We start from the raw sequence: 25,829 nt of genomic DNA on the forward strand, positions 1-25,829 counted from the left end.
GTGTCTTGAGCGACACAAGGGCGTTGATTTGACGCAACATATGACCGATCATGCAGGCAATGTCGGCTGAAACCACCGATACACTGGCCTCGCCACCCAGCGAAAGCGTGCCTTTGCCGAAGGCTGCGATCTTCGGATTATGGGGTGGCCTGGCTATCGCTTTCAGCGTTATCGCCTACACTTCCCTGGTCCTGATCTTCGGAGACGATGCCAGTTTCCCGGGGCGGCGGAATCTCGTCTATCTGCTCCTCGCAAACCTTGTCATTCTGGGGGCTCTGGCTGGGCTTGTTGGCTTCCGGGTGGCACGCCGGTTTGCGGGACGCAAATACGGCGAACCGGCACCGCGTCTTCATTTGCGCTTTATCGCCATGTTCTCGCTGGCCGCGGCGGCGCCGGCGATTCTTATGGCCGTCTTCCTCGGGGGCGTCCTGACGCGTGGCGTGGAATACTGGTTTGGCGAGCGTGTGAATACGGTGGTTGAATCCGCCGCGGCCACAGCCCGAACCCTCGTTGAGCAACAAACCAATGAAGCCCTCAACGAGATGCAGCTGATGGCCTTCGACATCAGCGGTACAGAACCGGTTGCGGCCTTCTCCAACGATCAGGAAACCTACAATGGCTATTTTCGGCGTCAGGTCATCGTGCGGGGTTTTCAGTCGGCCTATCTGGTTGATGGCGAAGGTAATATTCGTGTCCGTGCCGAGGACAGCGATTCACCAGAATACATTCCGCCGTCAGACCGGCTGTACGAGCTGGCACGGGGAGGGGATCTGGGTGTCTCCGACCCTGATCAGCTGACCGGCAATGAATCGGCCCTGCGTGGTTTGCTGCTTCTGCCGGCGTATAACGACACTTTCCTCTACGTGACGCTGGAAACCGACTTGTCACTGCTTTTGAGGGCACAGGCTGCGCTCGATGATTATCGGGCAGCGACGGAGAGCGAAGCGGAAACCCGACTGGTGTTTGTGCTCGTCTATCTGGAAACCGCATTCCTCATTCTTCTGGGCGCCATCTGGTTGGCCCTTTCGGCTGCGACGCGGGTTGTCCGACCGGTGTCCAGCCTTGTCCGGGCAGCCGAAGAGGTTCGTCAGGGCAATCTGGAAGCACGCGTGGAAGTCAAACGCCAGGATGACGAGATCGCGACGCTGGGGCGCGCCTTCAACCGGATGACACGACAGCTGCGCGGACAACGCCGGGAACTGGTGATGGCCCACAATCAGTCAGAGCGCCGCCGGGCCTTTACCGAAGCCGTGTTGTCGGGGGTCAGTGCTGGCGTGATTGGCCTCGATGATGAGGATCATATCACGCTGGTAAACCGGCCGGCCTGCGATCTTCTGGAGAAAACCGAAGACGAATTGGTCGGTCAGACGCTGGCGTTTGTTTCCCCCGCGCTGGAAAGTGTGGCGATGCAGGCAAGGCAACGCCCGGGTGAGCTGGCCGCTTCCCAGATCGAGCTTTCCGAAGACGAGCAACGGCCAATCAGTCTGAATGTGCGTGCAGGGCTTGATGCAGATGCCGGCCTGATCATTACTTTTGATGATGTAAGCCGCCTTGTTGCAGCCCAGCGGAGCGCTGCCTGGCGGGACGTGGCACGCCGGATCGCGCACGAGATCAAAAACCCGCTGACACCGATCCAGTTGTCGGCCGAGCGCCTGCAGCGGCGCTACCGCAAGCTGCTGCCCGAAGATGATCTCGATACCTTCGACCGCTGCGTAGATACTATCGTCCGTCAGGTCGGTGATATCGGCCGGATGGTTGATGAGTTCTCGTCCTTTGCACGCATGCCGCAGCCAAAGATCGAGCGCGTTGAACTGGACGAGTTGATCCGGACCGTCGTTTTCGCCCAGCGTGTGGCCACACCATCAATTTCCATCGAGTTTACCGGTGCAGGCGGCACTATCGCTGCTGACTGCGACGAGCGGTTGGCGGCACAGGCGCTGACCAACATTGTCAAGAACGCCTCCGAGAGCGTGATTTCCCGGATGGAAAGTGACGGTGGAAATGATTCACCGGGCAAAATCACCGTTGATCTGCAAGCCGAAGACGGTTTTGCGGTCATCACCATCACCGACAATGGTCTGGGCTGGCCGATTCCGAACCGTGAGCGGCTGACAGAGCCCTACATGACCACCCGCGAAAAAGGCACAGGACTGGGCCTGGCAATCGTCAAGCGGGTTATGGAAGACCATGGCGGACGGCTTGAACTCGATCAGCCGAATGATGCCCAGGGCGCCATTGTGCGCATGAAATTTCCGCTTTCAAACCAAACTGGCCCGGATATCGCTTCCGAGCCTGAAACTGCTCAGGTGTGAGACATGGCGAACGACATTCTCATCGTTGATGACGAGGAAGATATCCGCGATCTGGTTGCCGGATTGCTGGAAGACGAAGGTTATCAGGCCCGTGAAGCGGCCAATGCCGACGATGCCCTGGAGGCAATTCGGAGCCGCAAGCCATCGCTGGTCATTCTTGATGTGTGGCTTCAGGGAAGCCGCCTCGACGGTATCGAATTACTGGAGGAGATGAAGAAGGTTGATCCGGAACTTCCGGTGATCGTCATTTCCGGTCATGGCACAATCGAGACAGCTGTCGCCGCAATCCGCAAGGGCGCCTACGACTTTATCGAAAAGCCTTTCAAGAGCGACAAACTGATCCTGACGATCGAACGCGCCATGGAAGCCAGTCAGCTTCGCCGCGAGAATGCCGAGCTTCGTGCCAAGGGCGGCGGCGAAAACGAACTGATCGGCAAGTCCAGTGCTATCAGCCAGCTGCGCCAGATGATCGAGCGCGTCGGGCCAACCAATTCGCGGGTATTGATTACCGGGCCTGCCGGGAGCGGCAAGGAGGTTGTCGCCCGGCTCATTCACTCCAATTCACCGCGCGCCAAAGCGCCCTTTGTCGCCGTCAATGCGGCAGGCATGGCTCCGGACCGCGTCGAGCAGGAATTATTCGGTGCCGAGAATGATCAGGGCCTGGTCAGTCAGATCGGGCTTCTGGAACGCGCCCATGGCGGCACGCTCTTTCTCGATGAAATTGGCGACATGCCGATTGCGACGCAGAACAAATTGCTGCGTATGCTTGTCGATTCCAGCTTTCGCCGCGTCGGAGGCAGCGCCGATGTCCGCATCAATGTCCGCGTGATTTCGTCATCTTCCAGGAATTTGCGGGACCACATCTCCAATGGCCTGTTCCGCGAGGACCTTTATCACCGCCTGGCGGTTGTCCCGGTTGAAGTGCCCGGTCTGGCTGAACGCCGGGAAGACATCCCCTTACTGGTCGAGCATTTCCTGTCGAAGATTACGGCTTATTCCGGTCTTCCCAAGCGTGAGATTGGCGAAGATGCCATGGCGGCGCTCCAGGCCCATAGCTGGCCGGGCAATGTCCGTCAGCTGAGAAACAACGTGGAACGCTTGCTGATCCTGGCCTCTGGAAGTGACAGCGGCGCTATCACGCTCGATTCGCTTCCGTCAGAGGTTGCTGGCCGTGAAACCGACGAGGCGGGCTTTGACGCCGAAAGAATGATCGCTTTGCCTTTGCGGGATGCCCGGGAGAAATTTGAGCGTGAGTATCTGAAATCACAGATAAATCGGTTTGGCGGGAATATTTCGCGTACCGCGGCCTTCATCGGAATGGAACGCTCCGCCTTGCATCGCAAGCTCAAGTCTTTAGGGGTAAATACCTCAGAAGCCCGCTCGGACGGCGAGCTCGCCGAGGAATAAGGATGACGCCATGAAGGCTGTCGTTTGTGGGGCAGGGCGCGTTGGCTACGGTATTGCCAAGGCGCTTTCCCGCGAAGGCAATTCGGTGACGGTCGTTGACTGGTCACCGGAGCTGATTTCCCAGATCACGACCGATTTGGATGTTCGCGGCATTGTCGGACACGGATCGCATCCGGACGCGCTGGAGCGCGCTGGCGTCGGTGATGCCGAGTTGCTGGTCGCGGTTACGCACTCTGATGAAACCAATATGATCGCTGCGCAGGTTGCGCATTCATTGTTCAAGACGCCGATGCGCATCGCCCGGGTCAGGGCACAGGCCTATCTCGATCCGGCATGGAGGGGGTTGTTCTCGACCGGCAACCTTCCGGTCGATGTGGTGATCTCTCCCGAACTGGAAGTCGGCCGGTCCATCCTGCAGCGCGTGGAAACGCCTGGCGCCTTCTCGACAGCCCTGTTTGCGGGCGGCCGCGTCCAGCTATTAGGCATCCGCATGGAAGAGGAGAGCCCGGTTGCCGGTTCTTCAATTGACCAGATCCGTGCCATCTTCCCGGATCTGAAGCTGTCTCTTTGCGGCGTGAACCGCGATGGCAAGCTGTTTGTTCCAACAGCCGCAGATCCGCTTCTGGCCGGTGACGAAATCTACATTTCGATAGAACCGGCCATGCTGGAACGCGCCCTTCAGATTTTCGGACAGAAGACTGAAAAAGTGCGCCGCGTGGTCATCATTGGCGCAGGGAATATCGGTGTTTACGTCGCGCGCGCTTTGGAACGCCTTGGCCGCGTCAAGGTCCGCCTTATCGAAGCCGACAAGCATCGTGCCGAGCTGGCCGCTGACCAGCTGAAGAAAACCGTCGTGCTGCATGGTGACGGTCTGACACCCGAGCTGCTGAACGAAGCCGGTGCCGACCGGGCCGAGCTGGTGATCTGCGTCACCAATGATGACAAGGTCAATCTGCTGAGTGCGGTCATGGCCAAGAAGGAAGGCGCCGGCCGGACGATCTGCCTCGTCAATGAGCAGGCGTTTGAGCCTCTGCGTGATCCGCTGGATGTCGATGTATTCATCGATCCGCGCACAACGACTGTTTCGACGATCCTCCAGCATATTCGCCGCGGCCGGATCACGGGTCTGCAATCGATTGCAGGAGGCCTGGCTGAAGCGCTGGAAGGCGTCGTGCTGGCAACGTCTCCATTGCTCGGAAAATCCATTGACGAACTGGAGCTCCCGGACAATGTGACGGTCGGTGCGCTGGTCCAGGATGGCAAGATCCATATGCCCGGCGCCGGTACGCATGTGAAAGAGGGGGATCGCATGCTGTTGTTCGCAGAAGCGTCTGCGGTCTCCAAGGTCGAGCGTCTGTTCCGCGTCAGCCTCGATTATTTCTGATCTGCAATGGCGTTGCTGGCAGTCCTCAGGCCATTGGGCCAAACCTGGACCGGTCTTGCGATTGCCATCTTTCTGGTCGCACTGGGGGCTTTGCCCATTGGCGATCGTCTGGCTTTTCAGGCCTTTCTGACAACGTCCGCAGTTCTCGGCTTTGCGGGAGGCTTGCTCTGGTCGGCCTCCACCGGGGTCAAGCTGGTCGCCCGCGCCGCTGAGGCTTCGGCATTCGTGATGGCGCTGTGGATCCTCACACCGCTGTTTCTGATCGTCCCGTTTTTACTGCTGGCGCCGGGCCTTTCCTATCTCGAGGCGGTTTTCGAGGCCTATTCGGCGCTGACCACTACAGGGGCCATATTGATAGCGCCCGAAAACATTCCGGACACGCTGATATTCTGGCGCTGTCTTCTGGGTTTTCTGGGTGGGTATCTCACCCTGCTGACAGCTGCCGGTATTCTTGCCGCCTTTGACAGGGCAGGGCTGGAATTGCGCAAATCCTATCTGCTGACCGCGGACCGGGACAATATCTTCTCCAATCTGCATGTCGCAGCCTGGCGGATCGGAATTCTCTATTCCGGCTTCGCAGCGGTAACCTGCCTCCTGCTCATGGCCATGAGCGTTCCCGCATTTGAAGCGATCTGCCTGGGTTTGTCGGCGATATCCACCAGTGGATATGAGGTTTCGTCGGGACCGCTCAACCATCTGTTGGGTAATTGGGCGATCGCTATTCTCGCGCTGGCCTGCTTCCTGGGTGCCACCAATATCGCTTTTATCCGGGCCATTGTGGTCGAGCGCGAATTGCCGGCCGAGACGGACGTCCTGGCAATGATCCTCATGGTATTGGGGCTTGCTGTGCTTTTCCTGATCGGAACCGGCGGCCAGACAGGCCCGCTGACCCTGATCGCGGACTCAGTCTTTATCGTTTCGACTAGTGGCTACACCGTCGATAATGCTGCAGGGCATGTTCCCTTGGCGGCGGTCCTGGCGGCGATTATCGGTGGCGCTGCGACATCGACGGCTGGTGGCCTGAAGATTTCCCGCCTCGTCATTCTCTCAAAAAGTGCTCTCGTGGAACTGGCGCGCATGGCGCACCCATCCGGCGTGGTGAGCGTAAAGCACCGGGGAAGGACGGCTGACAACACGGCGATGCTGGCCTTGTGGGCGACGGTCCTCGGTTATATCGGCCTCATTGCCATTGCCGTGGTCGCTTTTGCACTGGCGGGCGAGCCATTTGAAGCGGCATGGAGCGCCGCCGCGACGTCCCTGTCGAATTCCGGCCCGCTGCATGATCAATTATCACCGTCACACCTGTGGTCGGACCTTTCGCCGGTCTCGAAAACGATCACCATATTCCTGATGGTACTGGGACGGCTTGAAGTCCTGGCTGGGCTGGCGGCCATCGCCGCACTTTTCCGGAGGTTCTGACCCGATGTCACGACTGGCCTACGTCAATGGCAGTTTTGTTCCACACGCGCATGCGGTCATCCATATCGAGGATCGGGGCAATCAATTCTCCGACGCTGTTTACGAGGTCTGGGGCGTGATTGATGGGGAACTCACGGATTTTGACGGGCATCTGAAACGTCTGGACCGCTCGCTTTCCGAGCTGCGTATCCGGCGGCCCATGACGGACAAGGCGCTGGCCAGCATCCTGTTCAGAATGGTCGAAGTGAACCGGATCCGGAACGGGCTGATCTATCTGCAGATCTCGCGCGGCACAGCGCGTCGCGATCATGTCTTTCCCACGGACACGGTGCCGCCGAGCATAATGATCACGGCCAAATCCATGTCGCCCGAAAAAGCCGAGGCGAGGGCACAAAAAGGAATTGCCGTCATCACCCAGAAGGATATCCGCTGGGGCCGGCGGGACATCAAGACGGTGTCGTTGTTGCCGAATGCGCTGGCCAAACAGGCAGCCAAGGAGGCCGGTGCGGCAGAATGCTGGATGATTGATCCGGACGGCTTCATTACCGAAGGCTCGGCCGCGAATGCGTGGATTGTCACGAAGGACGGCGTTCTGGTGACCCGGCCTGCGACCAATGACATTCTGAATGGCATTACGAGGCGGATCATTTTCGATCTCGCATCACGTGAAGGCCTGACCTTCGAGGAGCGGGCTTTCACGCGCGATGAAGCTCTGGCCGCGCGCGAGGCCTTCATCACTTCGGCCACATCATTCCTCACGCCCGTGGTGGAAATAGATGGCAATCCGGTTGGTAACGGGCATCCGGGCAGTTTGTCCTTGCAGCTGCGCAAGAGTTATGTTGCAACGGCGAAAGAGCGTTCCCGGAAACGTGAAAAGCGCGGGTCGATCTGGCTGGTTGCGCGTTAAGCCGAACGCCCTTTAGACTGTCGATACGGTTCGGTTCAGAAGAAGAACAAAAATTGGAGCAGGCCATGTCGGGCGACCGCAAAAGCAATAATCTGCAAGACGTCTTTCTCAACTCAGTCCGCAAGACCAAGACACCGCTCACCATCTTTCTGGTGAATGGTGTGAAGCTGCAGGGCGTCGTGACCTGGTTTGACAATTTCTGCCTGCTCCTGCGGCGTGATGGTCAATCCCAGCTTGTCTACAAGCATGCCATCTCGACGATCATGCCGTCGGCTCCGGTTTCCCTGTTCGAGGAAGAACAGGACAGTGGAGACGATTCGGATTGATCGAAACCGAAACGCCCGCAGACAAGGTCCTGGTAATCAGGGCGAGGCTGGGCGCAGACGATCCTGAGGAAATCGCACGACTGGAAGAAGCGACCGGCTTGGCCGAAGCGCTCGGCCTTGATGTGCTCGATTCTCTTTTCGCTCCGGTCCGGAAAATCGACCCCGGCCGCTTTTTCGGCAAGGGAAAGCTGGACGAGCTGGGCGCCCAGATCGCCGCGCTGGAAGCGAATGTGGTGGTCGTGGATGCGGCCTTGTCGCCTGTCCAGCAGCGCAACCTCGAGAAAGCCTGGAAGGTGAAGGTGATCGACCGTACCGGTCTGATCCTCGAGATTTTCGGATTGCGTGCGCGCACCAAGGAAGGCCGGTTACAGGTCGAACTGGCGCGGCTCGCCTATGAACGCTCGCGCCTTGTGCGGACATGGACCCACCTTGAGCGCCAGCGCGGTGGTGTCGGTGTGATGGGCGGTCCCGGTGAAACCCAGATCGAGGCTGACCGCCGGATTCTGGCCGACAAGATTGCCAAGCTGCGCCGGGAACTGGATGAAGTCCGCCGGACGCGCGCCCTGCATCGCAAGACCCGCAAGGCAGCGCCTTTCCCCATGGTTGCGATTGTTGGCTACACCAATGCTGGCAAGTCCACCCTGTTTAACAAGATCACCGGGGCAGGGGTGTTCGCCAAGGATATGCCGTTTGCCACGCTGGATACGACGATCCGAGGCTTCATAACGCCTGCAGGAACGCAATTGCTCCTGTCAGACACGGTCGGCTTCATCACCGATCTACCAACCGAACTGGTAGCCGCCTTCCGCGCCACGCTGGAGGAGGTGCGCGAAGCCGATATCATTGTCCATGTCCTGGACGTATCAGCCGCGGATTTCGACGTGCGGCGGCGTGAGGTTGAGGCCATCCTCGATGCACTGGATGCCGGTGCGGAACACGGTCAGCCCGTGATCGAGGTCTTCAACAAGATCGATCTCTGGAAGGACGAGTTTGACCCCGCTGATCTCGCTGATCTGCCTCGAAAGAGCGATGAAGCACTTGCAGCCATTACAGTATCTGCGCAGACGGGAGAGGGGATCGATCGGCTTTTGGCGGCCATCGACGAGGCTCTGGCCAAGAAATCCGTCGTGCTGACCGTGAAGGCGACCGCTTCACAACACCGGGCGATAGCCTGGCTGCACGAGCATGGGGCGGTCATATCCGAAAAAGTCGACGAACACGGCACCACAACAGCGCGGACACGGCTGTCACCCGAGGCTGCCGGTCGATTTTCCGCTCAATTCCCCGATCTGGCACCGGATCTCGAAGATGCAATCTGATTATTCGTGGCTTTTGGCCTCGACCCAGAGAGCTTCCATCTCTTCCAGACCGGTTTCGCGAATATCCTGTTGGCGGGCTTTCAATGTCTCTTCGATATATCGAAAACGCCGTTCAAACTTGGCGTTTGCGCGCCGCAAAGCCGCCTCGCTATCCACTTTCGTTTTTCGCGCCAAATTAGCGCAAACAAACAATAAATCGCCAATTTCATCCTCGATCTCATCGCTATCACCACTGGCGATGGCCTCACGGACCTCGGACACTTCCTCGTCCAGCTTTTCCAGGACCCGCGCGGCATCCGGCCAGTCAAAGCCTACTGTACCGGCGCGCTTCTGAAGCTTGTGTGCCCGTTTCAGGCCGGGAAGGGCGAGGGGTATATCGTCCAGCAGCCCGTCAGAGCCTGTCTTTTCCTTGCGTTCTTCTGCCTTCAGCTCTTCCCAGCCCTGGATCTGGGCTTCGCTGTCGGCATAGCGGTGATCGCCGAACACATGCGGGTGACGACGCACCATCTTGTCGGAGATCGCATTGGCCACATCGTCGAGGTCAAAGAGGCCGGCTTCCTCGGCCATGCGCGAATGGAAGACGACCTGGAGGAGGAGGTCGCCCAGCTCGCTCTTCAGCTCGTCCATATCGCCGCGGCGGATAGCATCGTCGACTTCGTAGGCTTCCTCGATCGTGTACGGCGCGATGGTTTCGAAGCTCTGCTCTACATCCCAGGGGCAGCCGGTCTCCGGATCCCGCAATTGTTCCATGATCGTGCGCAGGCGCTGGAGGGGAGTCGGCTGGGTCATTTGGCATGATCCCGCTGGTCGTCTGATATATTATACGCATAATGTATATTATGAGACATATTATATATCATTGTTATCATTGTTGATATTTCGGCTATCGACCGTCATCCCGTCATATGCCGGTGTCACAATCTCAGGAAGCCGTTCCGACAATGCTGCGTAATCCAGATCAACATGCAGATTGGTCAGGATGCCCTTCCCGGCCATTGACCGTTCCAGCCAGTCCAGAGCGTCGCTGACACTGGCATGAGTCGGATGCGGCGTCTCACGCAGTGCATCCACGATCCAGCACGGAATATTCCTGACCAATGCAAAGCTGGCATCCGGAATGCCGCTGACATCCGGCGAATACGCAAACGGACCGAAGCGATACCCGGCCGCAATGATACCGCCATGCTCCAGTCGCGCCATTTGCACCGGCATATCACCACCGGGACCCGGAATATGGAAATCCTGGTGTTCTGCATCCACCAGTGTCAGATCGAGAATGGCCGGATAAGGCGAGCCTTCGCGCGCCGTGAAGATATATTTGAAGCGTTTGGTCAGGCTGCTGGCGGTTTCCGGGAGCATCCAGACCGGCATACGCTTCCGCGCGCGTAGGACATAAGGCCTCAGATCATCAATTCCGTGCGTCTGATCGGCGTGATCATGCGTGAAAATCACGCCATCAAGCCGTTTAACGCCAGCCGACAGCATCTGTTCACGAAAATCGGGAGATGTATCAACGACAATCCTCGTGCGTTCTCCGGTATCGAATTGCGCATCGGTGTCGGCATATTCGACCAATATGCTGCAGCGCCGGCGCCGGTTTTTCGGATTCCCGGGATCACACGCGCCCCAGTCGCCATCCGGACGTGGAACGCCGCCAGACGAGCCACAGCCGAGGATTGTTACCTTCCAGACGGGCTCCGGACTCATGACGGACGCTCCGCTTTGGAAAACAGCCGGAAGAAGGCCTCGGTGGTTTTTGCTTCGCCTTCATCTGGCGTCCAGCCCAGCGTTTCACAGACGCCGGTCAGAACGTCTGGCAGATAAGATGGCTCATTGCGTCGCCCGCGGTGTGGAACGGGCGCCAGATATGGGCAATCGGTCTCGATGATGATGCGGTCTTCCGGAATGTCATTCCTGAAAACCTGTCGGACATCCTCTGCCTTCTTGAAGGTAATAATGCCCGACGCGGCAAAATAGGCGCCGAGTTTGGCGGCCCGTTTGGCCAGTGCGCTGCCACCCGTATAGCAATGCAACAGAGCCCGGAAGGCCCCCTGCTCCATCTCGGATTCAAGGAAATCCGCCATTTCGTCATCGGCATCGCGTGTATGCAGGATCAGTGGCAGATCGATGCGCCGCGCCGCTTCAACATGGGCTCTGAGGCTCCGGAATTGCTCTTCCCGGGGTGAATAGCCGTAATGAAAGTCCAGTCCCGTCTCGCCAATCCCGATTACCTTGGGATGCCTCGCAATCTCGACCAGCTCGTCTGGCGTGATGTCTGGCCGGTCCTTGGCATGGTGGGGATGCGCGCCGATTGTGCACCAGATATTGTCATAGCGCTCGGCAATCGCCGAAACCTCTTCGAAGTCAGACAGCCGGCAGCAGATCGCAATCATGCCCGAAACATTGGCCTCGCGCGCCCGTTCGATGACCGCATCAAGGTCTTCGGCATAGGTCTCGCCATGAAGATTGGTATGGCTGTCTATCAGCATGATTTACCGGGCTGCGGCCCGGCCCGCCTGTTCGATTTCGGATAAGGCCGCAAGGGCCGCCTGCTTTGGATCGAGATAGATCGCATCGGCCTCTCGGGAAAGCCCCTGCAGGCGGCGCCAGGCATCCAGCCAGGGCTCGGGGGCTCGACCCTCCTCCACTGCCGATCGCGCTTGGGCAGCCGAACGCCGGATCAGCGAGGCGTAAAAATGCGGCCGAAGGCTTTCTCCGGCTTTGACGGACAGCTTCGCTGCCAGCCGCCGAGAGGCCTTTTCATCCCATTGCGGCAAGCGATCGATCAGCCCGGCTATATCCTTTTCCAGCCCCAGAGCCCCCGAACGCTCCAGCGCCAGGGCCCGGCCGGGTGCACCATCGGCCATGGCGATCGCGATATCGGCATCGGCCGCGCTGACACTGTGTGTCGCGGTCAGCCAGGTGCGGGTTTCATCGGTCGGTGGGACCCGCAGATCCAGACGCCGGCACCGGGATCGGATGGTCGGCAGCAACCGGCCCGGAGAATGGGTCACCAGAAACAGGATTCCCTTGTCCGGCGGCTCTTCAAGAGTTTTCAATAACCCATTGGCTGAATTGATGTTTAATTCATCCAGGGAATCGATAATGGCGATCCGCCACCCAATTTCGCCAGCTTTGCGCGAGAAGAAATCCGGAACCCTGCGGATCTCATCCATTGTGATCTCGCCGCGCCATTTCTTGCGCTTATCATCCCAGGGACGGCGGATCACCAGAAGATTCGGATGCGATTGGGCGCGGATCCGGGAATAGGCGCCCTCTCCCAGCAGATGACCAGCCAGAAGATAGGCGAGACTCGCCTTCCCGACACCCTTTGGGCCCGTCAGCATCCAAGCATGGTGCAAGCGCCCCGCCCTGTGAAGCGCGTCGAACGAGGCGATCGCCTCATCATGGCCGATCAGCTGCTCGATCTCTCTCGGTGGCGGACACCCCGCTTCGCAATCCGGTTCGAGCTCGGCTTCACTCATTCCGCCAGCGTCCTCTCGATTGCGGATATTGCGATTTCGGCGAGCTCGTCCGGCGGCAATTCACCGTCCAGTACGCAGAAACGGTCAGGTTCGGACGCAGACAGTTCCTTGTAGGCTGCGCGCAATCGCTTGTGAAACGCCAGCGCTTTTGATTCAAACCGCGCCTCGGAACCGTCGCGCTCTTGCGTCCGCGCCAGGCCTGCATCCGGATCGAGATCGATCAACAGAGTCAAATCAGGCTTGAAATCGCCCAGCACCAGTGCGTGAAGCTGCTTCAGCTCGTCGAGCGGCACCCCGCCAGCCGCGCCCTGATAGGCCATGGTTGAATCCGAAAAGCGGTCACAGATCACAATCTGCCCTGCCTCGATGGCCGGGCGGATCACCTTTTCTACGTGGTCAGTCCGAGCCGCATAGAACAACAAGGCCTCGGTCTTCGCCGACCATCGGCTGGCATCCCCGCAGACCAGTAATTGGCGAATCTGTTCGGCACCGGGCGTACCCCCGGGCTCGCGCGTCATGACAACGCTGTGCCCGGCCGCGCTCAGGGCCTCGTCCAGCGCCCGGGCGAGTGTGGACTTCCCGGACCCCTCCCCGCCTTCCAGCGTGACAAACAGGCCGCTCGCCATCTCAGTTGAAACCGAACAGGCTGCCCAGCCCCGCCAGCGCCCGGCCCATCAGGCCCTGCCGATCCACATCTTCTGCGGCTTCCAGTTCATAGCGCCGCGTTTCAACGCCCGGAGCTGAAACTTCCAGCATGGCGATGACATCGCCTTCCGAGATTGGCGATGGCAGCGGGCCGTCATAGACCACGACAGCTTCGATATCATCGCGTGCATTGACGTGAAGCCCCAGGCGCACATCGCTGTTCAGGCGCAGCGCGACGGTTTCTGCTTGCCCGAGGAAAACTTCGGCCTCGCCCACCACATCACCCGCTTCTGCCAGATCAATAACGTCAAAATCTGTCAGGGCCGCTCGCATCAAGCGCTCGCCTTCATTGGCCCGCGCACGTTCGCTTTCCATGCCATTGTAAACGACGATCCGGCGCGTGCCGTTCCGCACTCCTGATGCCACCAGCCCGTATCCGCTTTCCTGAGTATGGCCGGTCTTCAATCCGTCAACGCCATCGACCGTGGATAACAGCGGATTGCGGTTGAACTGGCGTATGCCGTTATACGTGAACTCGCGCTCGGCAAAGAGTTCGTAGAGTTCCGGATGGTCGCGAATAATGATGGCTGCAATCCGCGCCAGATCGGCTGCGCTGATTTGCTGCCCCGGATCCGGCCAGCCGGTCGAATTGGCAAAGCTGGCGGATGTCAGACCCAGCTCTCGCGCCCTTGCGGTCATGTCGGCCGCAAAGGCCGCTTCAGAGCCTGACAGGGCTTCAGCGATGACAATACAGGCATCATTGCCCGACTGGATGATGATCCCCCGCAGCAGGTCCTCGACCCGGGCACGTGAATTTACCTCAAGGAACATGGTCGACGATCCGGAGGCCGCACCACCCGTCCGCCAGGCATATTCGGAAACCGGCAATTCATCGTCCAGAGACAAGGCGCCACGATCGATAGCTTCGAAGGCCATCAGGATGGTCATCAGCTTGGACATGGATGCGGGCGGCATCGGAACGCCGCCATTCTGATCGAACAGGATTTCTCCTGTCTCGTAATCCAGGATCACGGCATGGGTCGCAGTGGTCTGGAAATCCTGCGCATTGGCAAAAGGCGCAGCGTAAATCAGGAATAAAAGGGCGATTATGCGCACGCGCATCTCTCCATCACGGAATCAGACAGCCATCAGGACGTGAGATGAATTGAAACGCGTGGGCGGTCTGCCCGCAAGCCCGCAATCAGTTCAGGGCCACAACCGTTGCATCATGCACGCCATAGCGTGACAGGCGGCGGCTCATCCGGTCGGCCTCGCTGCGGGTCATGTCATCCCCGACAAACACCCGGAAGATGCGGCGCCCGTTGACGTTCACAGTCTGGATCTCGGCATACCCTTCATCGGCCACACGCCGGCGCAGGGCTTCGGCATTCTCGCGCCGCGAAAAGGCACCAACCTGGACGCGGAAGCGGCCGTTTGACTGGCTCACAGTGCGAATTTGACTGTCTGCAACAGTCCCGGCAGGCGCCACGCCATCGGGCGGGCCCAGATAGCGCACACGGACCTGTGTCGTGCCCTGCTCCAGGAAGCCGAGCTCGACAGCGGCGGCGCGGCTGACATCAAGAATACGGTCATGGGCAAATGGGCCGCGATCATTCAGCCGCAACACTGCCGTACGGCCATTTTCCAGATTAGTCACTTCGATCATGGCCGGAATGGGCAATGTCGGATGCGCGGCGGTCATCAGATTTTGATCGAACAGTTCGCCATTCGCCGTCTGGCGCCCATGAAAGTTGGGGCCATACCAGGACGAAATGCCGACCTCGTCATAATCATCGTCGCGCGCCGGGACGTAGGTCCGGCCATTGATGGTATAGGGACGTCCGATCTTCTGCTCACCGCTGCCGCCCGACCAGGCTGAACTGCTGCTCGTGGACCGCGTTGTCACCGGTGATGACGTGTCGATTCCCCGGACAATATAGGCAGATGGCGACGAGCAAGCCCCAAGCAGGGCCGAACAGGCGAGCGCTGCGATCACAATTGATCTCCGGCGAAGTGCTCTCACGGGTTTGCTCCATTCAGAATGAACCGGCAAGGATTTGTAGTTAAAAACTGTGAAACAAGCGTAAGCAGCGCCCGGCTTGCCTAATGCGGTCCGTCACCGCTATGTGGGCAAACCATCTGCGGAGGAGTGGCAGAGTGGTCGATTGCGGCGGTCTTGAAAACCGTTGAACCGCGAGGTTCCGGGGGTTCGAATCCCTCCTCCTCCGCCAGATCGTTTTTGCTTTCCACGCAAAAACAGTAGCATGGCTTTCCCGAGCATTATTCGGCCCACATCCGGCAGCGGAAAATGATGGAAAGCCATGCACCTGACACATGATCCTGCTTCACATTCCGCGGAAGAAACCGAATTCGACACCTTCCTGAAGGTCGATGTACGCGCCGGCCGGATCGTGCGAGCGGAAGCTTTCCCCGAAGCACGTAATCCGGCCTACAAGCTGTGGATCGATTTCGGACCCGGAATTGGCGAGAAGAAGAGCGCAGCCCAGATCACCGAGCATTATGCGCTTGACGATTTACCCGGCCAAACAGTCATGGCCGTGGTTAATTTCCCGCCGCGCCAGATCGGCCCGGTGCGATCGGAAGTCCTGGTATTGGGCTTCGCCGATCAAGACGGCGCTATCCGCCTGGCCCGGCCTGATGGCGATGTGCCGCTGGGCGCGCGCCTTTCCTGACTATACGGCTTGTGCGGCCCGCCGCTCTCCGGCCTCGATGGCGCGCAAGGCTTTTGAGTCGGAAGACAGGCCCTTCCACAGGCTGAAACAGCAAACGATCAGCACAATCGTGAAAGGCAGACCGGCCGCAACGGTACCGGCTTGCAGGGCCTGAAGTGCCTGCGCGCCACCGCCGTACAAAAGAACGGCTGCCACTAATCCCTCAATCGTCGCCCAGAATATCCGCTGCGGTATCGGGGCGTGCAGCTTGCCGCCCGCAGTGATGCTGTCGACGACCAGCGAACCGGAATCCGACGAGGTCACGAAGAAAACAAGCACCAGAATGATCGCCACAAAGGACATAATTGATGCCAGCGGCAGGCTTTCAAGCAGGTGGAAAAGGACCAGCGAGACCTCGTCCACGCCATTGGCCAGCTGGCCGACGCCGTTCTCATTCTGCAGCAGGGCCACTTCGCCGAATGTGGTGAACCAGATGACAGTGATGATCAGCGGCACGAAGATCACGGCAAACAGGAATTCACGTACCGTCCGCCCCTTCGAAACCCGGGCTATGAACATGCCGACGAAGGGCGACCAGGAAATCCACCACGCCCAGTAGAAAATCGTCCAGCCGTGGAACCATTCCGTGTCTTCCCGGCCGATCCAGTTGGAGAGCGGCAGGAAGTCCCGCGCATAATTCAGCGTGTTCTCGAAAAAGCCGGTGGCAATCATCAGGGTTGGGCCAACGGCAAACACGAACAACAGGAAAAGCCCTGCCATCACCATATTGATATTGGACAGGACTTTAACGCCGCCATCGAGCCCGCGGACAACCGAGACAATCGCGATCGATGTGATGAAGGCGATGATGCCGATCTGCAGATAGACGCTGGCATCCAGTCCGAACAGGTAATGCAGGCCACTGGCGACTTGCTGTGCCCCGAGCCCCAGAGATGTCGCCAGACCGAACAGGGTGGCGATGACGGCCAGAATGTCGATGACATGGCCCGGCCAGCCCCATATCCGTTCGCCCAGCAAGGGATAGAAGGCCGAGCGTATGGTCAGAGGCAAGCCCTTGGAGAAGGTGAAGTAGGCCAGTGCCAGCCCGATCACCGCATAGATCGACCAGGCATTGATCCCCCAGTGAAACATGGTCGCGCTGAGCGCCAGACGCCTCGCCTCTTCACTGCCCGATTCGGCATTCAGAGGTGTACCGAACCAGTTGGTGAAATAGGCCAGCGGTTCAGCGGCTCCCCAGAACATCAGCCCGATGCCGATGCCGGCGGAAAACAGCATGGCAAGCCAGGATTTGGTCGAGAATTCCGGCCTTGCATCGCGGCCGCCAATCCGTAACCGGCCCAAGGGTGAAATCATGACGAACAGGCAGAACAGGAAAACGAAATTCACCGAGACGACGAACAGCCAGTCAAAAGTATTGATCACCCAGCTGCGCGCGGCGCCGAGAAGTGCACTGGCGCTTTCCGGGAAGATCAGGGTCAGCGCGATGAAGGCGATAACGGACACTGCGGCGATGAAGAAGACAGGATTGTGCACGTCGAGCCCGAGTATCTCGACATTGTGCTCACCGGTCCTGTGGTCCGTTTTATAAAGCCTTCGGGGCATGAAGCGTCCTTACGTTTTTGCGAGTTCCGGTCCCAGTGCCGCCTTGAGCGGATCGAGCCAGGGTTCAAAATGGCGCCATTGCTCGACGCCGTCCTTGTAGATGGGCTGGCGCACCTGCTCGGAAGAAGCGGTGCGTACGGCGCGCTGTGTCTTGTGAAAGTCGATACAGGCCTGTTCGAACGGCAGGTCGCAGAAATCGAGAATGCGGTGAACCTGTGTTTCAAGGTCGTCGACGACATCCTCGTGGCGCACGCGGAGGATTTCACCGGGCAGCACGCTGTCCCAATGCTCCATCAGCTCGACATAGCCCCTGTAATAGCGGCCGATCTCGTCGAGCCCATAGGTGAATTCCTGGCCCTCGGCGAAAAGCTGTTTGAAGCCGGAAAAACAGCACGCCATGGCGCCGCGCCGCGCATCGATGATTTTCGCATTCGGCAGGATCAGCTTGATCAGGCCGATATGCCGGAAATTATTGGGCATCTTGTCCGTGAAGAAAGCCGCGCCCTGCCGGTGGATCCGGGTGTTTTCGATATAATCCTCACCCAGCTCGCGCAGCTTTCCGGCATCCAGATCACGCAGGATACGCGGATAATGGGTGCGGTCGCTGACCCGTTTCCGGCCGCGCAATCGGTGAGACAGGGCGAGAATATTCGGGAGCTCCAGCGTACCGTCGACCTGGCTATGGGATGCGAGAATCTGCTCGACAAGTGTCGAGCCCGCCCGCGGCAGGCCAAGGATGAAGATCGGATCGGGGGCCGGGCACCCTTTCCCGGACTGCTTTTCAAAAAGCTCACGCGTACAGATGGCAGCCTGCGCCTGTAACTCCTCTTCCATCTGATCGGATTTGTAGCGCGTCTGTGCCCGCTTCAGATCATTACCGCGTTCATAGAAGCGGAAGGCATTTTCATAGTCCTTGCGATCCTCGTAGGCCTTGCCGAGTGCAAAGCAGAGATAGATCCGGTCCTGAAAGCCGAGATCGCTGCCCGCCTCCTGTTCGCGCATGGCCAACAATTCATCATCGCCAAACCGGTAGGTCTTCAGATTGGCCAGCGCATACCAGGCATCACCATGATCCGGCTTTGCCGTCACAGCCGCATGATAGGAGTGCACCGCCCTCTCCTGCTCGCCCAGCGTCTTTAATGCGTGTCCTCTGGAGGTCAGCGTGGCGGCATCCTCGGGAACCGCCGAAAGCACGGTCTCGAAGAGTTCCAGTGCCCGGTCATAATCGCCGGTCTGCATGGACTCGATAGCCAGATGGGACTGGAAGAGCGGATTTTCCGGTTCGCGCTCATAAAGCGCCTTCGCCTGTTCAAGAGCCGCTTCGAATTTCTGGCGCTTTCGCAGAATCTGGATGAAATCGAGCCGGAGCTGGATGTTTTCGGGATCCAGCTCGATCGCTGTCTCCAGCAGAAAGTCGGCATCTTCCAGCACGCCGAAACGATTGCCGATCTCGGCCAGCAGACGCATGCCTTCAACATCGCGCGGATGCTTTTGCATATAGGCGCGGCAAAGCTGCTCGGCCTTCAACAGCTTGCCTTCGTAAAGAAGGTGCGTCACCGCAATCAGCTCTTTTGGCAATGTCTGGAGGCGATTGGCCTGGGCAGTCGCTTGCTGCGCCTCGGCAACCCTGCCCGCTGCATTCAGCAGTTCGGCCTGCGCTTGCCAGCTGGCGATCAGCGCCGGGTTGAACTGACATGCGCGCTGGTAAGCCTGGATAGCCCGCTGGGCATCCCCCAGGGCTTTGAAAAGGTGCCCTTCTTCCTGATAGGCCCGGCCAAATTCCGGGGCGATCCGTTTAAGGTCCTGCAGATCAGCCAGCGCCGCACCGCTATCCTTCTGATAGCGATGACAGACCGCGCGCAGATAGAGTGCGTCAACTGATTCCGGCTCTTCTTTCAGTGCAGCATTGATCAGCGATAGCGCAGCGGAAAAATCACCGGCATACATCAGTGGCTGAACGCGCTGCCCGAGATCGGCCTGGCTTTCATTGCTGTCGGGCAAAACCTGTATCCTCGAAATAAAGTGAGCGCTCTGCCGAAAACAGAGCGCCCACCTTAAGGATCATAAGAGTTGAGCCAAGAGCGGGATCAGTAAGTGACCCTCACCCGGAAGCCCCAGGTCCGAGGACGCGCAACTGTCACGCGCTCACGGTCGTAGACGAAGTTATTGGACAGCTCGGCCCGTTCATCGGTGAGATTGTCGACGAAGGCCTCGACCATCCAGTTGTCCCGGCTCACGCCAGCGGACAAATGCGCCATCGAGTAGCCTTCCAGATCAACCTTGTTGATCTCGATGACATCGCTGACAGAGTCTCCGGATACGATGATCTGCGGCTGGACATGCGCCAGCATGCCGTTTTCCAGATCCCACTCATAGCGGGCGCGGATATTACCCTGGAAGTTCGGCGCGAAGGCCAGCTCTGATCCGACCAGCACATCGTTGGTCGGGGTCAGGACTTCCGTGATCTCGGTGTCGAGAATCGAGAAGGCACCCGATACCGTCAGGCCCGGCATGTCCGCCGGGACCCAGGTGACCTCACCTTCAACCCCGCGGATTTCAGCGTTGGCCGCATTATCCGAGAAGAAAAGATTGGTGATTGACGGGTCGAAAATCGTCGTTTGCAGGTTCTGGATATCCACGAAGAAAGCGTTGCCGTTGAAGCGCAGCTGATCATCGAGCAGGTCAAGTTTCCAGCCGATTTCGTAATTGGTCACTTCGTCGGTATCGAGCGCAAACGGAACGGTGAAACCGTTCGGACCGGCGGCGCCACCCGGACGGTTCAACAGGCCGGGACGGAAACCTTCCGAATAGGTCGCGTAGAGCAGAATGCCTTCAGCCGGCGTCCATTCACCCGTTGCTTTGAAAATGAAGCCATCGGTCCGTGCAGCGTCGGGAGCGGAAAGCGCAGCCGCCACCGAAGCCGGAATGCCCGGCGTGTTCGGATCCGTATAGGTGATGTGATCAGCGGTATTACAGCTGCCGCGGAACGTGACCGCGCCATCACCATTATAAAGGTCGGAGATGTCCGTACCGTAGGCATTCGCATCCGCCTGGAAACCATTACAGAAGGACGCATTGGCGCTGCCTTCAAGGTCGACCTCGATATCGTAATAACGCGTACCCAGTGTGATCGCGAACTGATCAGTCACGTCGAAAGTTGCTTCACCAAAAATGCCCATCTGGGTATCGGTTCGAAGCACGTCATTGCGGAAAATCACGCCCGGCGCAAACGGCCCCGGATCCGAGATATAGCCCGTCATGAACGGATAGTTGGGCGAAAAGCCGGTCTGACCGAACAAAACCGCATTGACCGACCCCGGATAGGTGAAGTCGTTGCGCTCGGCCAGTTCAAGATCCGAGAAGAAACCACCGAAAGTCGCCCGGAAGCGCCGGTCTTCCGGCGTGTTGAACCGCAGCTCCTGAGTGAAGACTTCGGTATTGGTCGAAGAACTCACAAACAGGTTCGGCGCCTGACATGTGCCGGACGGGTTGGCGGCTCCCGGATAGGAAACCGAGCCGTCACAGATGTAATACGGCAGGTACTGACCAACGAAGAGATAATCCGAATAGTCGACGCGCTGATCGGTGTCCCGGTCCGTATAGGCACCGGTATAAAGCACTTCTAGCATGCCCAGGCGGCCTTCCAGCGTCCACGCCGTATTATGGAAGGCATCCTCCAGTTCATCGTCTTCGTAGCGCTGGATCTCCAGATCACCCAGAGTCGGATCGGAGAAGAATACACCCTCACTGTCCAGGCTTTGCTGGGCATGCGTAACCCGCAGGCTCCAGTCCGGCGTGATGTCCCAGAGACCGCTGGCGCGGAAACCCTGATAGCTGGTGTCGTTGAAATTGTCCTCGATCAGGCCGGAGTTATTGGCCGGAAGGAAAGTGACGTTGGAAAGATCGGCTCCGGCCTGGAAGCCGGCCCGGTTGCTGTTTACAACAACGCCGTTGGAACGAACCGTCCCCTGAGGACGGAAACGGGCGCTTTCCTGTGTCGTACGAACGCCGGAGACATTATCGATATAGCCACCCTGGTTATCGACATAGACAACAGCGCGAAGCGCGAAAGTGTCGCCAAAAGGCATGTTCACCACGGCTTCGACATTGTTATTCATTTCGCCGCCTTCCGTGAAAGACGTACCGAAACTGGCCGAAGCCTCGAACTCGCCAATCACCGGTTCATTGGTGATCATGCGAACCGTGCCCGCCTGGGAACTGGCGCCATACAGGGTGCCCTGTGGTCCGGGCAGGACCTCGACCCGATTGATGTCCGCAGCGTAAACATCCAGATTTCGGCCGGGCTGAGCCAACGGCTGCTCATCAAGATAAAAAGCCACATTGGGCGCCAGACCAGCGACGCCTGCCGTCGTCAGGTTCGGCGTCGTCGATGCGATACCGCGAATGTAAATCGTGTTCTGACCCGGTCCTGAGCCCCCTGCGGTGACCCCCGGCAGCTGCTGCAGATAGTCGGTAAACACCTCAACCCGCAATTCATCGAGTGTGCGTTCACCCAGCGCGTTAACGGCCACAGGAATGGTCTGTGTCGTCGCTTCGCGGCGGGTCGCAGTAACCGTCACCGTATCGACCTGCGCTTCAGCGATAGCTGCGGCGGCAGATGCGATCGCGACGGAAGTCAAAAACGTACTGGTCAGCGCTTGCTTTTTAAGCATGGCGTGAAGGCCCCTCTCATTTGCTTAGATGTCGAAGGGTTTAGGTCGATGGTTACCGCAAGGCCAGTAGCCAAGCTGCATTCCGGCTCCGGTTTTCCGCAGGAACCGGAAACGAAAATTAGAACACTCTAATAATTCGCTAAATGCCAATGACTTAGGTGTTGTGTAACATTAAAATCACGCTGATTTCTGTTTTTGACGTCGCACCGATATCTCACGCCTCCCTCTGCATCCGAATACTTCGAAAACGAATCTTTCTTCAGAATTGTGCAGATTTTCGACCTGGCTTAAAACCTTCGTCGAAAGGGTTTCCCATTGAACATCCAGGACGACATTCTTGTAGCTCTGCGCCGCATTACGCGGGCGATTGACCTGCATTCCAGAAAGGTGCTCAAGGCATCCGGGCTCACATCGCCTCAACTCGTTGTGCTCCAGGCCCTGAAGAAAAACGGCGACCTCTACCCGTCCAGCATTGCACGGATTGCATCCCTCAGTCAGGCCACGATCACCAGCATCCTTGACCGGCTTCAGGCGCAAGGCCTGATAACCCGTCAGCGCTGTACGGAAGACCGCCGCCAGATATTGGTTAGCCTGACGGTGCAAGCCCATGAGCGATTGAGGGACGCGCCGGAATTGCTTCAGGCCGGATTCCTCAGGGAGTTCGACAAGCTGGAAAGCTGGGAGCAGCTTCAGCTGCTAGCGTCTCTTCAGCGCCTTGCTGAATTGATGGACGCAGAGGATATCGACGCCGCCCCTATCCTCGAGGTTGGCGATATCGCCAAAAATTGATCGCCCTGCCCCCCAATGAGCCTGGCTCTTCGAGTTATTCGATGCGGGTCCAGTGCTGGGTTTGACAGACAGGGCCAATGCAGCCTTTCACTTCCAAACGGCCATCGTCCAGCAATCGGATTCGGGCTCCATATGTGCGATCAGCCGAGGGGCTGTAGATCGTTCCCCGCCGCCAGTCATTCCTCGCTCGTTCCAGCCCCTCAAGGATGACCATACCGAGCACCGGCTCTCCGGTTGAGCGCGCCATGACTTCCTCGGGCGTTCGTCCATCATCGATGGAAGCGGGATCTATCCATACGACTGTGCCGCAGGGCGTTCCGTCCCCGCAATCGGATATTACGACATGCGAATTGCCGTCCTCGACCGCATACTGGCCAAACACGTCATGCGGATCAGCAAGGGCAAGCGCTGGCATAGCCAGGGCAGCGCCCAGGCCAATCAGAAGATGTTGCATCATCATTCCCCCGGTTCTTGGAGCTTTCCGAAAGCTCCTCAAGCCATAATTCTACAGCAAATCCGGTCAGGAATCGCCCGACAAAAAAGCCCGGCTCGAAAGCCGGGCTTTAATGGCGCAAACTTATACCTGCGCTATTCGGTCCGCACCGCCACACTGGTGGCACCAACCGGCTGTCCGCCGACCGCAAAGCGGACGAAGACGCGGTTATTGGCCGGGTCATTGGCGATGGCAGAGCCATTACCGGCCACAAAGATCCCGAATGTGGCCGTACCGCTGGCCGGAACATTCAGCGTCTTGGTGGTTTCCAGCGCGTCCGTGCAGGCACCCGTTCCCGGATCGGTCTGGCACATGGTGATCGTAGTGATGGCCAGTGTCTGTGAGCCGGTATCAACCGATACCGTTACATCACCGGTAACACCCACATTCGAGATCGCCACGGAAAACACACCGGTCATGCCACCGGTTGTCGGCACCACAACGTATCCCGGCGCCGCCGGAAGTGTTGCTGCCAGGGCGATGATATCCGTCGGAGCTGCTGCGGTTGAACGGAAAATCAGGGAATTCAGCCCGAGTGTGTACTCGGCTGACCGGCGATTGGTACAAAACGCCTCGATGAACAATTCCGTCTCGTTGTTACCAGATGAAAAGCCTCCGGGCGTGTTGACGTTGTCATCGAAATCGGCGGCGCTGGTTACCGAGAAAACATAGTTCTGTGTTCCGCCGGAGGCGATATCCACGGCCGTGTTGGCTGTGCCCGACAAGGCGTTGGCCGGGGTCGTCGTCTGATAGGAGAACTGGGCTCCTGTTGCGCCTGGCAGACGCAAACCACACCCCGTTGCCGTTCCGTTGCCGGCCGGATTGATGATCGACGCAAAAGCCGTCGCCGTGCTCCCCGTCTGTACCGTCCGGGTAATCGGCAAAACAGCCGAGACAATCCCCGGCGTTTCAGGCCGGAAGCTGGCAATGTTGAAGCTTTCCTCGCGGGCCGCACGGGCATTGTCCGCCGGATCATCCGTCATCGGCGAGTCAATTCCGCCAATGCTGAAATCGCCAGCGGCCGCAATACCGCAAGCCGCTCCCCCCGGACACAGATTGATATCAGGGTTGGAGAAATAGTTCACACGCGATTCACCCGTCGAAGAGGCATAGGACATGATGGTTCTGAATTCGCCATCAACGCGGTGACCATGAGCAAAGTCCCGTACGCCCATACCAATACCACTAGAGGCATTCTCCACATTATGGGCAAAACCCATATTGTGACCGACCTCATGCGCGAACGTATTGTTTCCGCAGAATGTGAATCCACCGGACGGCGTATCCGTGTCGCGGATCCAGTCAGCACTCACGGAATAGCCCAGATGGTCGTCAGCGGTCGGCGAAATATCATCGTCCGAGCCCCCAATGATCCATGCTACGCCGCAGCTGTCCTGTCCGGTTTGGGAACGCATCACAATGGCGGTCAGATCGGCACCGAAGGTCGTGCGAGCCGTCCGCAAGGCACCCAAATCCTGGGTTACGCTCTCGCCGGATGGCGCCAACCCGGTCAGATTGTAAAGCGTTTGGGCCAGATCGGCGGTTTCGGTTGTCACGCTGACCGGACCGGTGTGGACAAGGCGCGCCCGGAGTCCGGTGTCAGAATCGATCAGCGCCTGATCCAGAATGGCCATCAGGAACTGGATGCGGCCACCGGTGGCCAGCCCCCAACGGGTCACGAAACTGTCGGAATAGAATACCGCAACATCCATCGTGCCATTGGCGCCCACCGCGACATGGGATTCGCCGACCGACTCAAGCCGGCCCTGGGCAATAGCGGTATCGATGACGGTCTCGACCGAAACGATTGGGGGCGTCAGCCCATCATTCGCTGCTTCCAGGGCGATCGCATCGTCGGGAATGCGCATGATCTCATGGCCGTTGCGGCCCGGATAAATCCAGTAGGTCGCATCCGGCGCCATGATTTCACCAAAGGTGAACCCATTCGTCTGGGTGATGATGACGCGATTGTTGATGGAATGATCAGCAATCCGCCCGACCCAGACCTGCGCCCCCATCTCCTGAGTGCCGATCCGGTCGAGTTCGGCTTCATAGCCCCGCCCGAAATTTAGTGTTACCCGATCACCGACCGACATCCGCATGACGTCCGGATCAAGATTGTCAAACAGGACATTCGACGATCCGCCGTCTGCTGCCAGTGTCTGCACACCGCGGAACATATCGTCCGCAAGGGCCATGGATGGCAAAAGCGCCATCGCTGCACCGGCAATCAAAAATCTGTTCATCTGGATCTCCCCAAGCACAATTGCCTGCCAAAGCAGGCGTGAACACAAAGCGTCCCGTCGCTTCTGAGGCGAAAGCCTAGATGCAATTTCCCGTCAGACATAGTGAAACTATGGCGCATTCGGCTTTTT

The 25,829-nt window shown here is 58.6% G+C and carries 21 protein-coding genes and 1 tRNA gene; 10 read left to right on the forward strand and 12 right to left on the reverse strand.

Annotated features, from left to right (window positions below; translation table 11 throughout):
- The first annotated feature begins 59 nt into the window (after positions 1–59).
- From V0U79_RS01080 to hflX, 7 genes are all read left to right on the forward strand, one after another.
- The gene (locus tag V0U79_RS01080; protein ID WP_330197608.1) at positions 60–2,312 is read left to right on the forward strand and encodes a sensor histidine kinase NtrY-like; all 2,253 of its coding nucleotides are present in this window, start codon (positions 60–62) and stop codon (positions 2,310–2,312) included.
- A gap of 3 nt (positions 2,313–2,315) precedes the next feature.
- Positions 2,316–3,719: a nitrogen assimilation response regulator NtrX gene (gene ntrX / locus V0U79_RS01085; protein WP_330197609.1), complete on the forward strand. Its 1,404-nt coding sequence runs from the start codon at positions 2,316–2,318 to the stop codon at positions 3,717–3,719.
- 10 nt (positions 3,720–3,729) lie between these two features.
- Complete coding sequence (trkA, locus tag V0U79_RS01090; protein WP_330197610.1) at positions 3,730–5,103, forward strand: Trk system potassium transporter TrkA; 1,374 nt, start codon at positions 3,730–3,732, stop codon at positions 5,101–5,103.
- Positions 5,104–5,136: 33 nt separating this feature from the next.
- The gene (locus tag V0U79_RS01095) at positions 5,137–6,522 is read left to right on the forward strand and encodes a potassium transporter TrkG (RefSeq protein WP_330197611.1); all 1,386 of its coding nucleotides are present in this window, start codon (positions 5,137–5,139) and stop codon (positions 6,520–6,522) included.
- 4 nt (positions 6,523–6,526) lie between these two features.
- Positions 6,527–7,429, forward strand: a complete 903-nt coding sequence (locus tag V0U79_RS01100; protein ID WP_330197612.1) for a D-amino-acid transaminase — start codon at positions 6,527–6,529, stop codon at positions 7,427–7,429.
- A 65-nt stretch (positions 7,430–7,494) separates the two neighbouring features.
- Positions 7,495–7,755 carry an RNA chaperone Hfq gene (gene hfq, locus V0U79_RS01105; RefSeq protein WP_330197613.1) on the forward strand — a complete coding sequence of 87 codons (261 nt, stop codon included), beginning with the start codon at positions 7,495–7,497 and terminating at the stop codon, positions 7,753–7,755.
- Positions 7,752–9,074 (forward strand): GTPase HflX, encoded by a 1,323-nt coding sequence (gene hflX / locus V0U79_RS01110; protein ID WP_330197614.1) that lies wholly within the window; start codon positions 7,752–7,754, stop codon positions 9,072–9,074. The genes hfq and hflX overlap by 4 nt, the downstream gene beginning before the upstream one ends.
- On the opposite strand, the gene mazG is transcribed toward hflX, so the two are convergent.
- The 7 genes from mazG to V0U79_RS01145 all read right to left on the reverse strand — a co-directional run bounded on the left by mazG (position 9,075) and on the right by V0U79_RS01145 (position 15,200).
- A complete protein-coding gene (gene mazG, locus V0U79_RS01115; RefSeq protein WP_330197615.1) occupies positions 9,075–9,863 on the reverse strand; it encodes a nucleoside triphosphate pyrophosphohydrolase in 789 nt (262 codons plus the stop codon).
- 60 nt (positions 9,864–9,923) lie between these two features.
- Entirely contained in the window at positions 9,924–10,781 is an 858-nt protein-coding gene (locus V0U79_RS01120; protein ID WP_330197616.1) for an MBL fold metallo-hydrolase, read from the reverse strand.
- Positions 10,778–11,563: a TatD family hydrolase gene (locus tag V0U79_RS01125; RefSeq protein ID WP_330197617.1), complete on the reverse strand. Its 786-nt coding sequence runs from the start codon at positions 11,561–11,563 to the stop codon at positions 10,778–10,780. Before V0U79_RS01125 ends, V0U79_RS01120 begins: the two co-directional genes overlap by 4 nt.
- A 3-nt stretch (positions 11,564–11,566) precedes the next feature.
- A complete protein-coding gene (locus tag V0U79_RS01130; protein ID WP_330197618.1) occupies positions 11,567–12,559 on the reverse strand; it encodes a DNA polymerase III delta subunit-related protein in 993 nt (330 codons plus the stop codon).
- Entirely contained in the window at positions 12,556–13,185 is a 630-nt protein-coding gene (gene tmk, locus V0U79_RS01135) for a dTMP kinase (protein WP_330197619.1), read from the reverse strand. Before tmk ends, V0U79_RS01130 begins: the two co-directional genes overlap by 4 nt.
- Before the next feature lies 1 nt (position 13,186).
- Positions 13,187–14,326, reverse strand: a complete 1,140-nt coding sequence (locus tag V0U79_RS01140) for a D-alanyl-D-alanine carboxypeptidase family protein (RefSeq protein ID WP_330197620.1) — start codon at positions 14,324–14,326, stop codon at positions 13,187–13,189.
- A gap of 79 nt (positions 14,327–14,405) precedes the next feature.
- Positions 14,406–15,200: a septal ring lytic transglycosylase RlpA family protein gene (locus V0U79_RS01145; protein ID WP_330197621.1), complete on the reverse strand. Its 795-nt coding sequence runs from the start codon at positions 15,198–15,200 to the stop codon at positions 14,406–14,408.
- Between the two features lie 147 nt (positions 15,201–15,347).
- Here V0U79_RS01145 and V0U79_RS01150 point away from each other — a divergent pair.
- Positions 15,348–15,435 (forward strand) — tRNA-Ser (locus V0U79_RS01150).
- A gap of 90 nt (positions 15,436–15,525) precedes the next feature.
- Positions 15,526–15,897, forward strand: a complete 372-nt coding sequence (locus V0U79_RS01155; protein WP_330197622.1) for a tRNA-binding protein — start codon at positions 15,526–15,528, stop codon at positions 15,895–15,897.
- Here the strand turns inward: V0U79_RS01155 and V0U79_RS01160 are convergent, their stop codons facing one another.
- The 3 genes from V0U79_RS01160 to V0U79_RS01170 all read right to left on the reverse strand — a co-directional run bounded on the left by V0U79_RS01160 (position 15,898) and on the right by V0U79_RS01170 (position 22,172).
- Positions 15,898–17,499 (reverse strand): BCCT family transporter, encoded by a 1,602-nt coding sequence (locus V0U79_RS01160; protein WP_330197623.1) that lies wholly within the window; start codon positions 17,497–17,499, stop codon positions 15,898–15,900.
- Between the two features lie 9 nt (positions 17,500–17,508).
- Positions 17,509–19,446 (reverse strand): tetratricopeptide repeat-containing sulfotransferase family protein, encoded by a 1,938-nt coding sequence (locus V0U79_RS01165; RefSeq protein WP_373696422.1) that lies wholly within the window; start codon positions 19,444–19,446, stop codon positions 17,509–17,511.
- A 140-nt stretch (positions 19,447–19,586) separates the two neighbouring features.
- The gene (locus tag V0U79_RS01170) at positions 19,587–22,172 is read right to left on the reverse strand and encodes a TonB-dependent receptor (protein WP_330197625.1); all 2,586 of its coding nucleotides are present in this window, start codon (positions 22,170–22,172) and stop codon (positions 19,587–19,589) included.
- A 315-nt stretch (positions 22,173–22,487) separates the two neighbouring features.
- On the opposite strand from V0U79_RS01170, the gene V0U79_RS01175 reads away from it, so the two are divergent.
- Positions 22,488–22,961, forward strand: a complete 474-nt coding sequence (locus tag V0U79_RS01175) for a MarR family winged helix-turn-helix transcriptional regulator (RefSeq protein WP_330197626.1) — start codon at positions 22,488–22,490, stop codon at positions 22,959–22,961.
- A 34-nt stretch (positions 22,962–22,995) separates the two neighbouring features.
- Here the strand turns inward: V0U79_RS01175 and V0U79_RS01180 are convergent, their stop codons facing one another.
- Both V0U79_RS01180 and V0U79_RS01185 read right to left on the reverse strand, forming a co-directional pair.
- On the reverse strand, positions 22,996–23,415 hold the full coding sequence (locus tag V0U79_RS01180; RefSeq protein ID WP_330197627.1) for a DUF2147 domain-containing protein: 420 nt from the start codon (positions 23,413–23,415) through the stop codon (positions 22,996–22,998).
- Positions 23,416–23,549: 134 nt separating this feature from the next.
- Positions 23,550–25,700 (reverse strand): reprolysin-like metallopeptidase, encoded by a 2,151-nt coding sequence (locus V0U79_RS01185; RefSeq protein ID WP_330197628.1) that lies wholly within the window; start codon positions 25,698–25,700, stop codon positions 23,550–23,552.
- Positions 25,701–25,829: the final 129 nt, after the last annotated feature.

Source organism: Hyphobacterium lacteum (assembly GCF_036330345.1).
In the GTDB taxonomy this organism is placed as follows: Bacteria; Pseudomonadota; Alphaproteobacteria; order Caulobacterales; family Maricaulaceae; genus Hyphobacterium; species Hyphobacterium lacteum.

Coding starts and splice junctions, on each gene's coding strand:
- V0U79_RS01180 (WP_330197627.1), bottom strand. CDS start 23,415: ATGCAACATCTTCTGATTGGCCTGGGCGCTGCCCTGGCTATGCCAGCG.
- V0U79_RS01100 (WP_330197612.1), top strand. CDS start 6,527: ATGTCACGACTGGCCTACGTCAATGGCAGTTTTGTTCCACACGCGCAT.
- V0U79_RS01120 (WP_330197616.1), bottom strand. CDS start 10,781: ATGAGTCCGGAGCCCGTCTGGAAGGTAACAATCCTCGGCTGTGGCTCG.
- V0U79_RS01170 (WP_330197625.1), bottom strand. CDS start 22,172: ATGCTTAAAAAGCAAGCGCTGACCAGTACGTTTTTGACTTCCGTCGCG.
- trkA (WP_330197610.1), top strand. CDS start 3,730: ATGAAGGCTGTCGTTTGTGGGGCAGGGCGCGTTGGCTACGGTATTGCC.
- V0U79_RS01140 (WP_330197620.1), bottom strand. CDS start 14,326: ATGCGCGTGCGCATAATCGCCCTTTTATTCCTGATTTACGCTGCGCCT.
- mazG (WP_330197615.1), bottom strand. CDS start 9,863: ATGACCCAGCCGACTCCCCTCCAGCGCCTGCGCACGATCATGGAACAA.
- tmk (WP_330197619.1), bottom strand. CDS start 13,185: ATGGCGAGCGGCCTGTTTGTCACGCTGGAAGGCGGGGAGGGGTCCGGG.
- hfq (WP_330197613.1), top strand. CDS start 7,495: ATGTCGGGCGACCGCAAAAGCAATAATCTGCAAGACGTCTTTCTCAAC.
- V0U79_RS01080 (WP_330197608.1), top strand. CDS start 60: ATGTCGGCTGAAACCACCGATACACTGGCCTCGCCACCCAGCGAAAGC.
- V0U79_RS01130 (WP_330197618.1), bottom strand. CDS start 12,559: ATGAGTGAAGCCGAGCTCGAACCGGATTGCGAAGCGGGGTGTCCGCCA.
- V0U79_RS01185 (WP_330197628.1), bottom strand. CDS start 25,700: ATGAACAGATTTTTGATTGCCGGTGCAGCGATGGCGCTTTTGCCATCC.
- ntrX (WP_330197609.1), top strand. CDS start 2,316: ATGGCGAACGACATTCTCATCGTTGATGACGAGGAAGATATCCGCGAT.
- V0U79_RS01160 (WP_330197623.1), bottom strand. CDS start 17,499: ATGCCCCGAAGGCTTTATAAAACGGACCACAGGACCGGTGAGCACAAT.
- V0U79_RS01165 (WP_373696422.1), bottom strand. CDS start 19,446: ATGTATGCCGGTGATTTTTCCGCTGCGCTATCGCTGATCAATGCTGCA.
- V0U79_RS01125 (WP_330197617.1), bottom strand. CDS start 11,563: ATGCTGATAGACAGCCATACCAATCTTCATGGCGAGACCTATGCCGAA.
- V0U79_RS01155 (WP_330197622.1), top strand. CDS start 15,526: ATGCACCTGACACATGATCCTGCTTCACATTCCGCGGAAGAAACCGAA.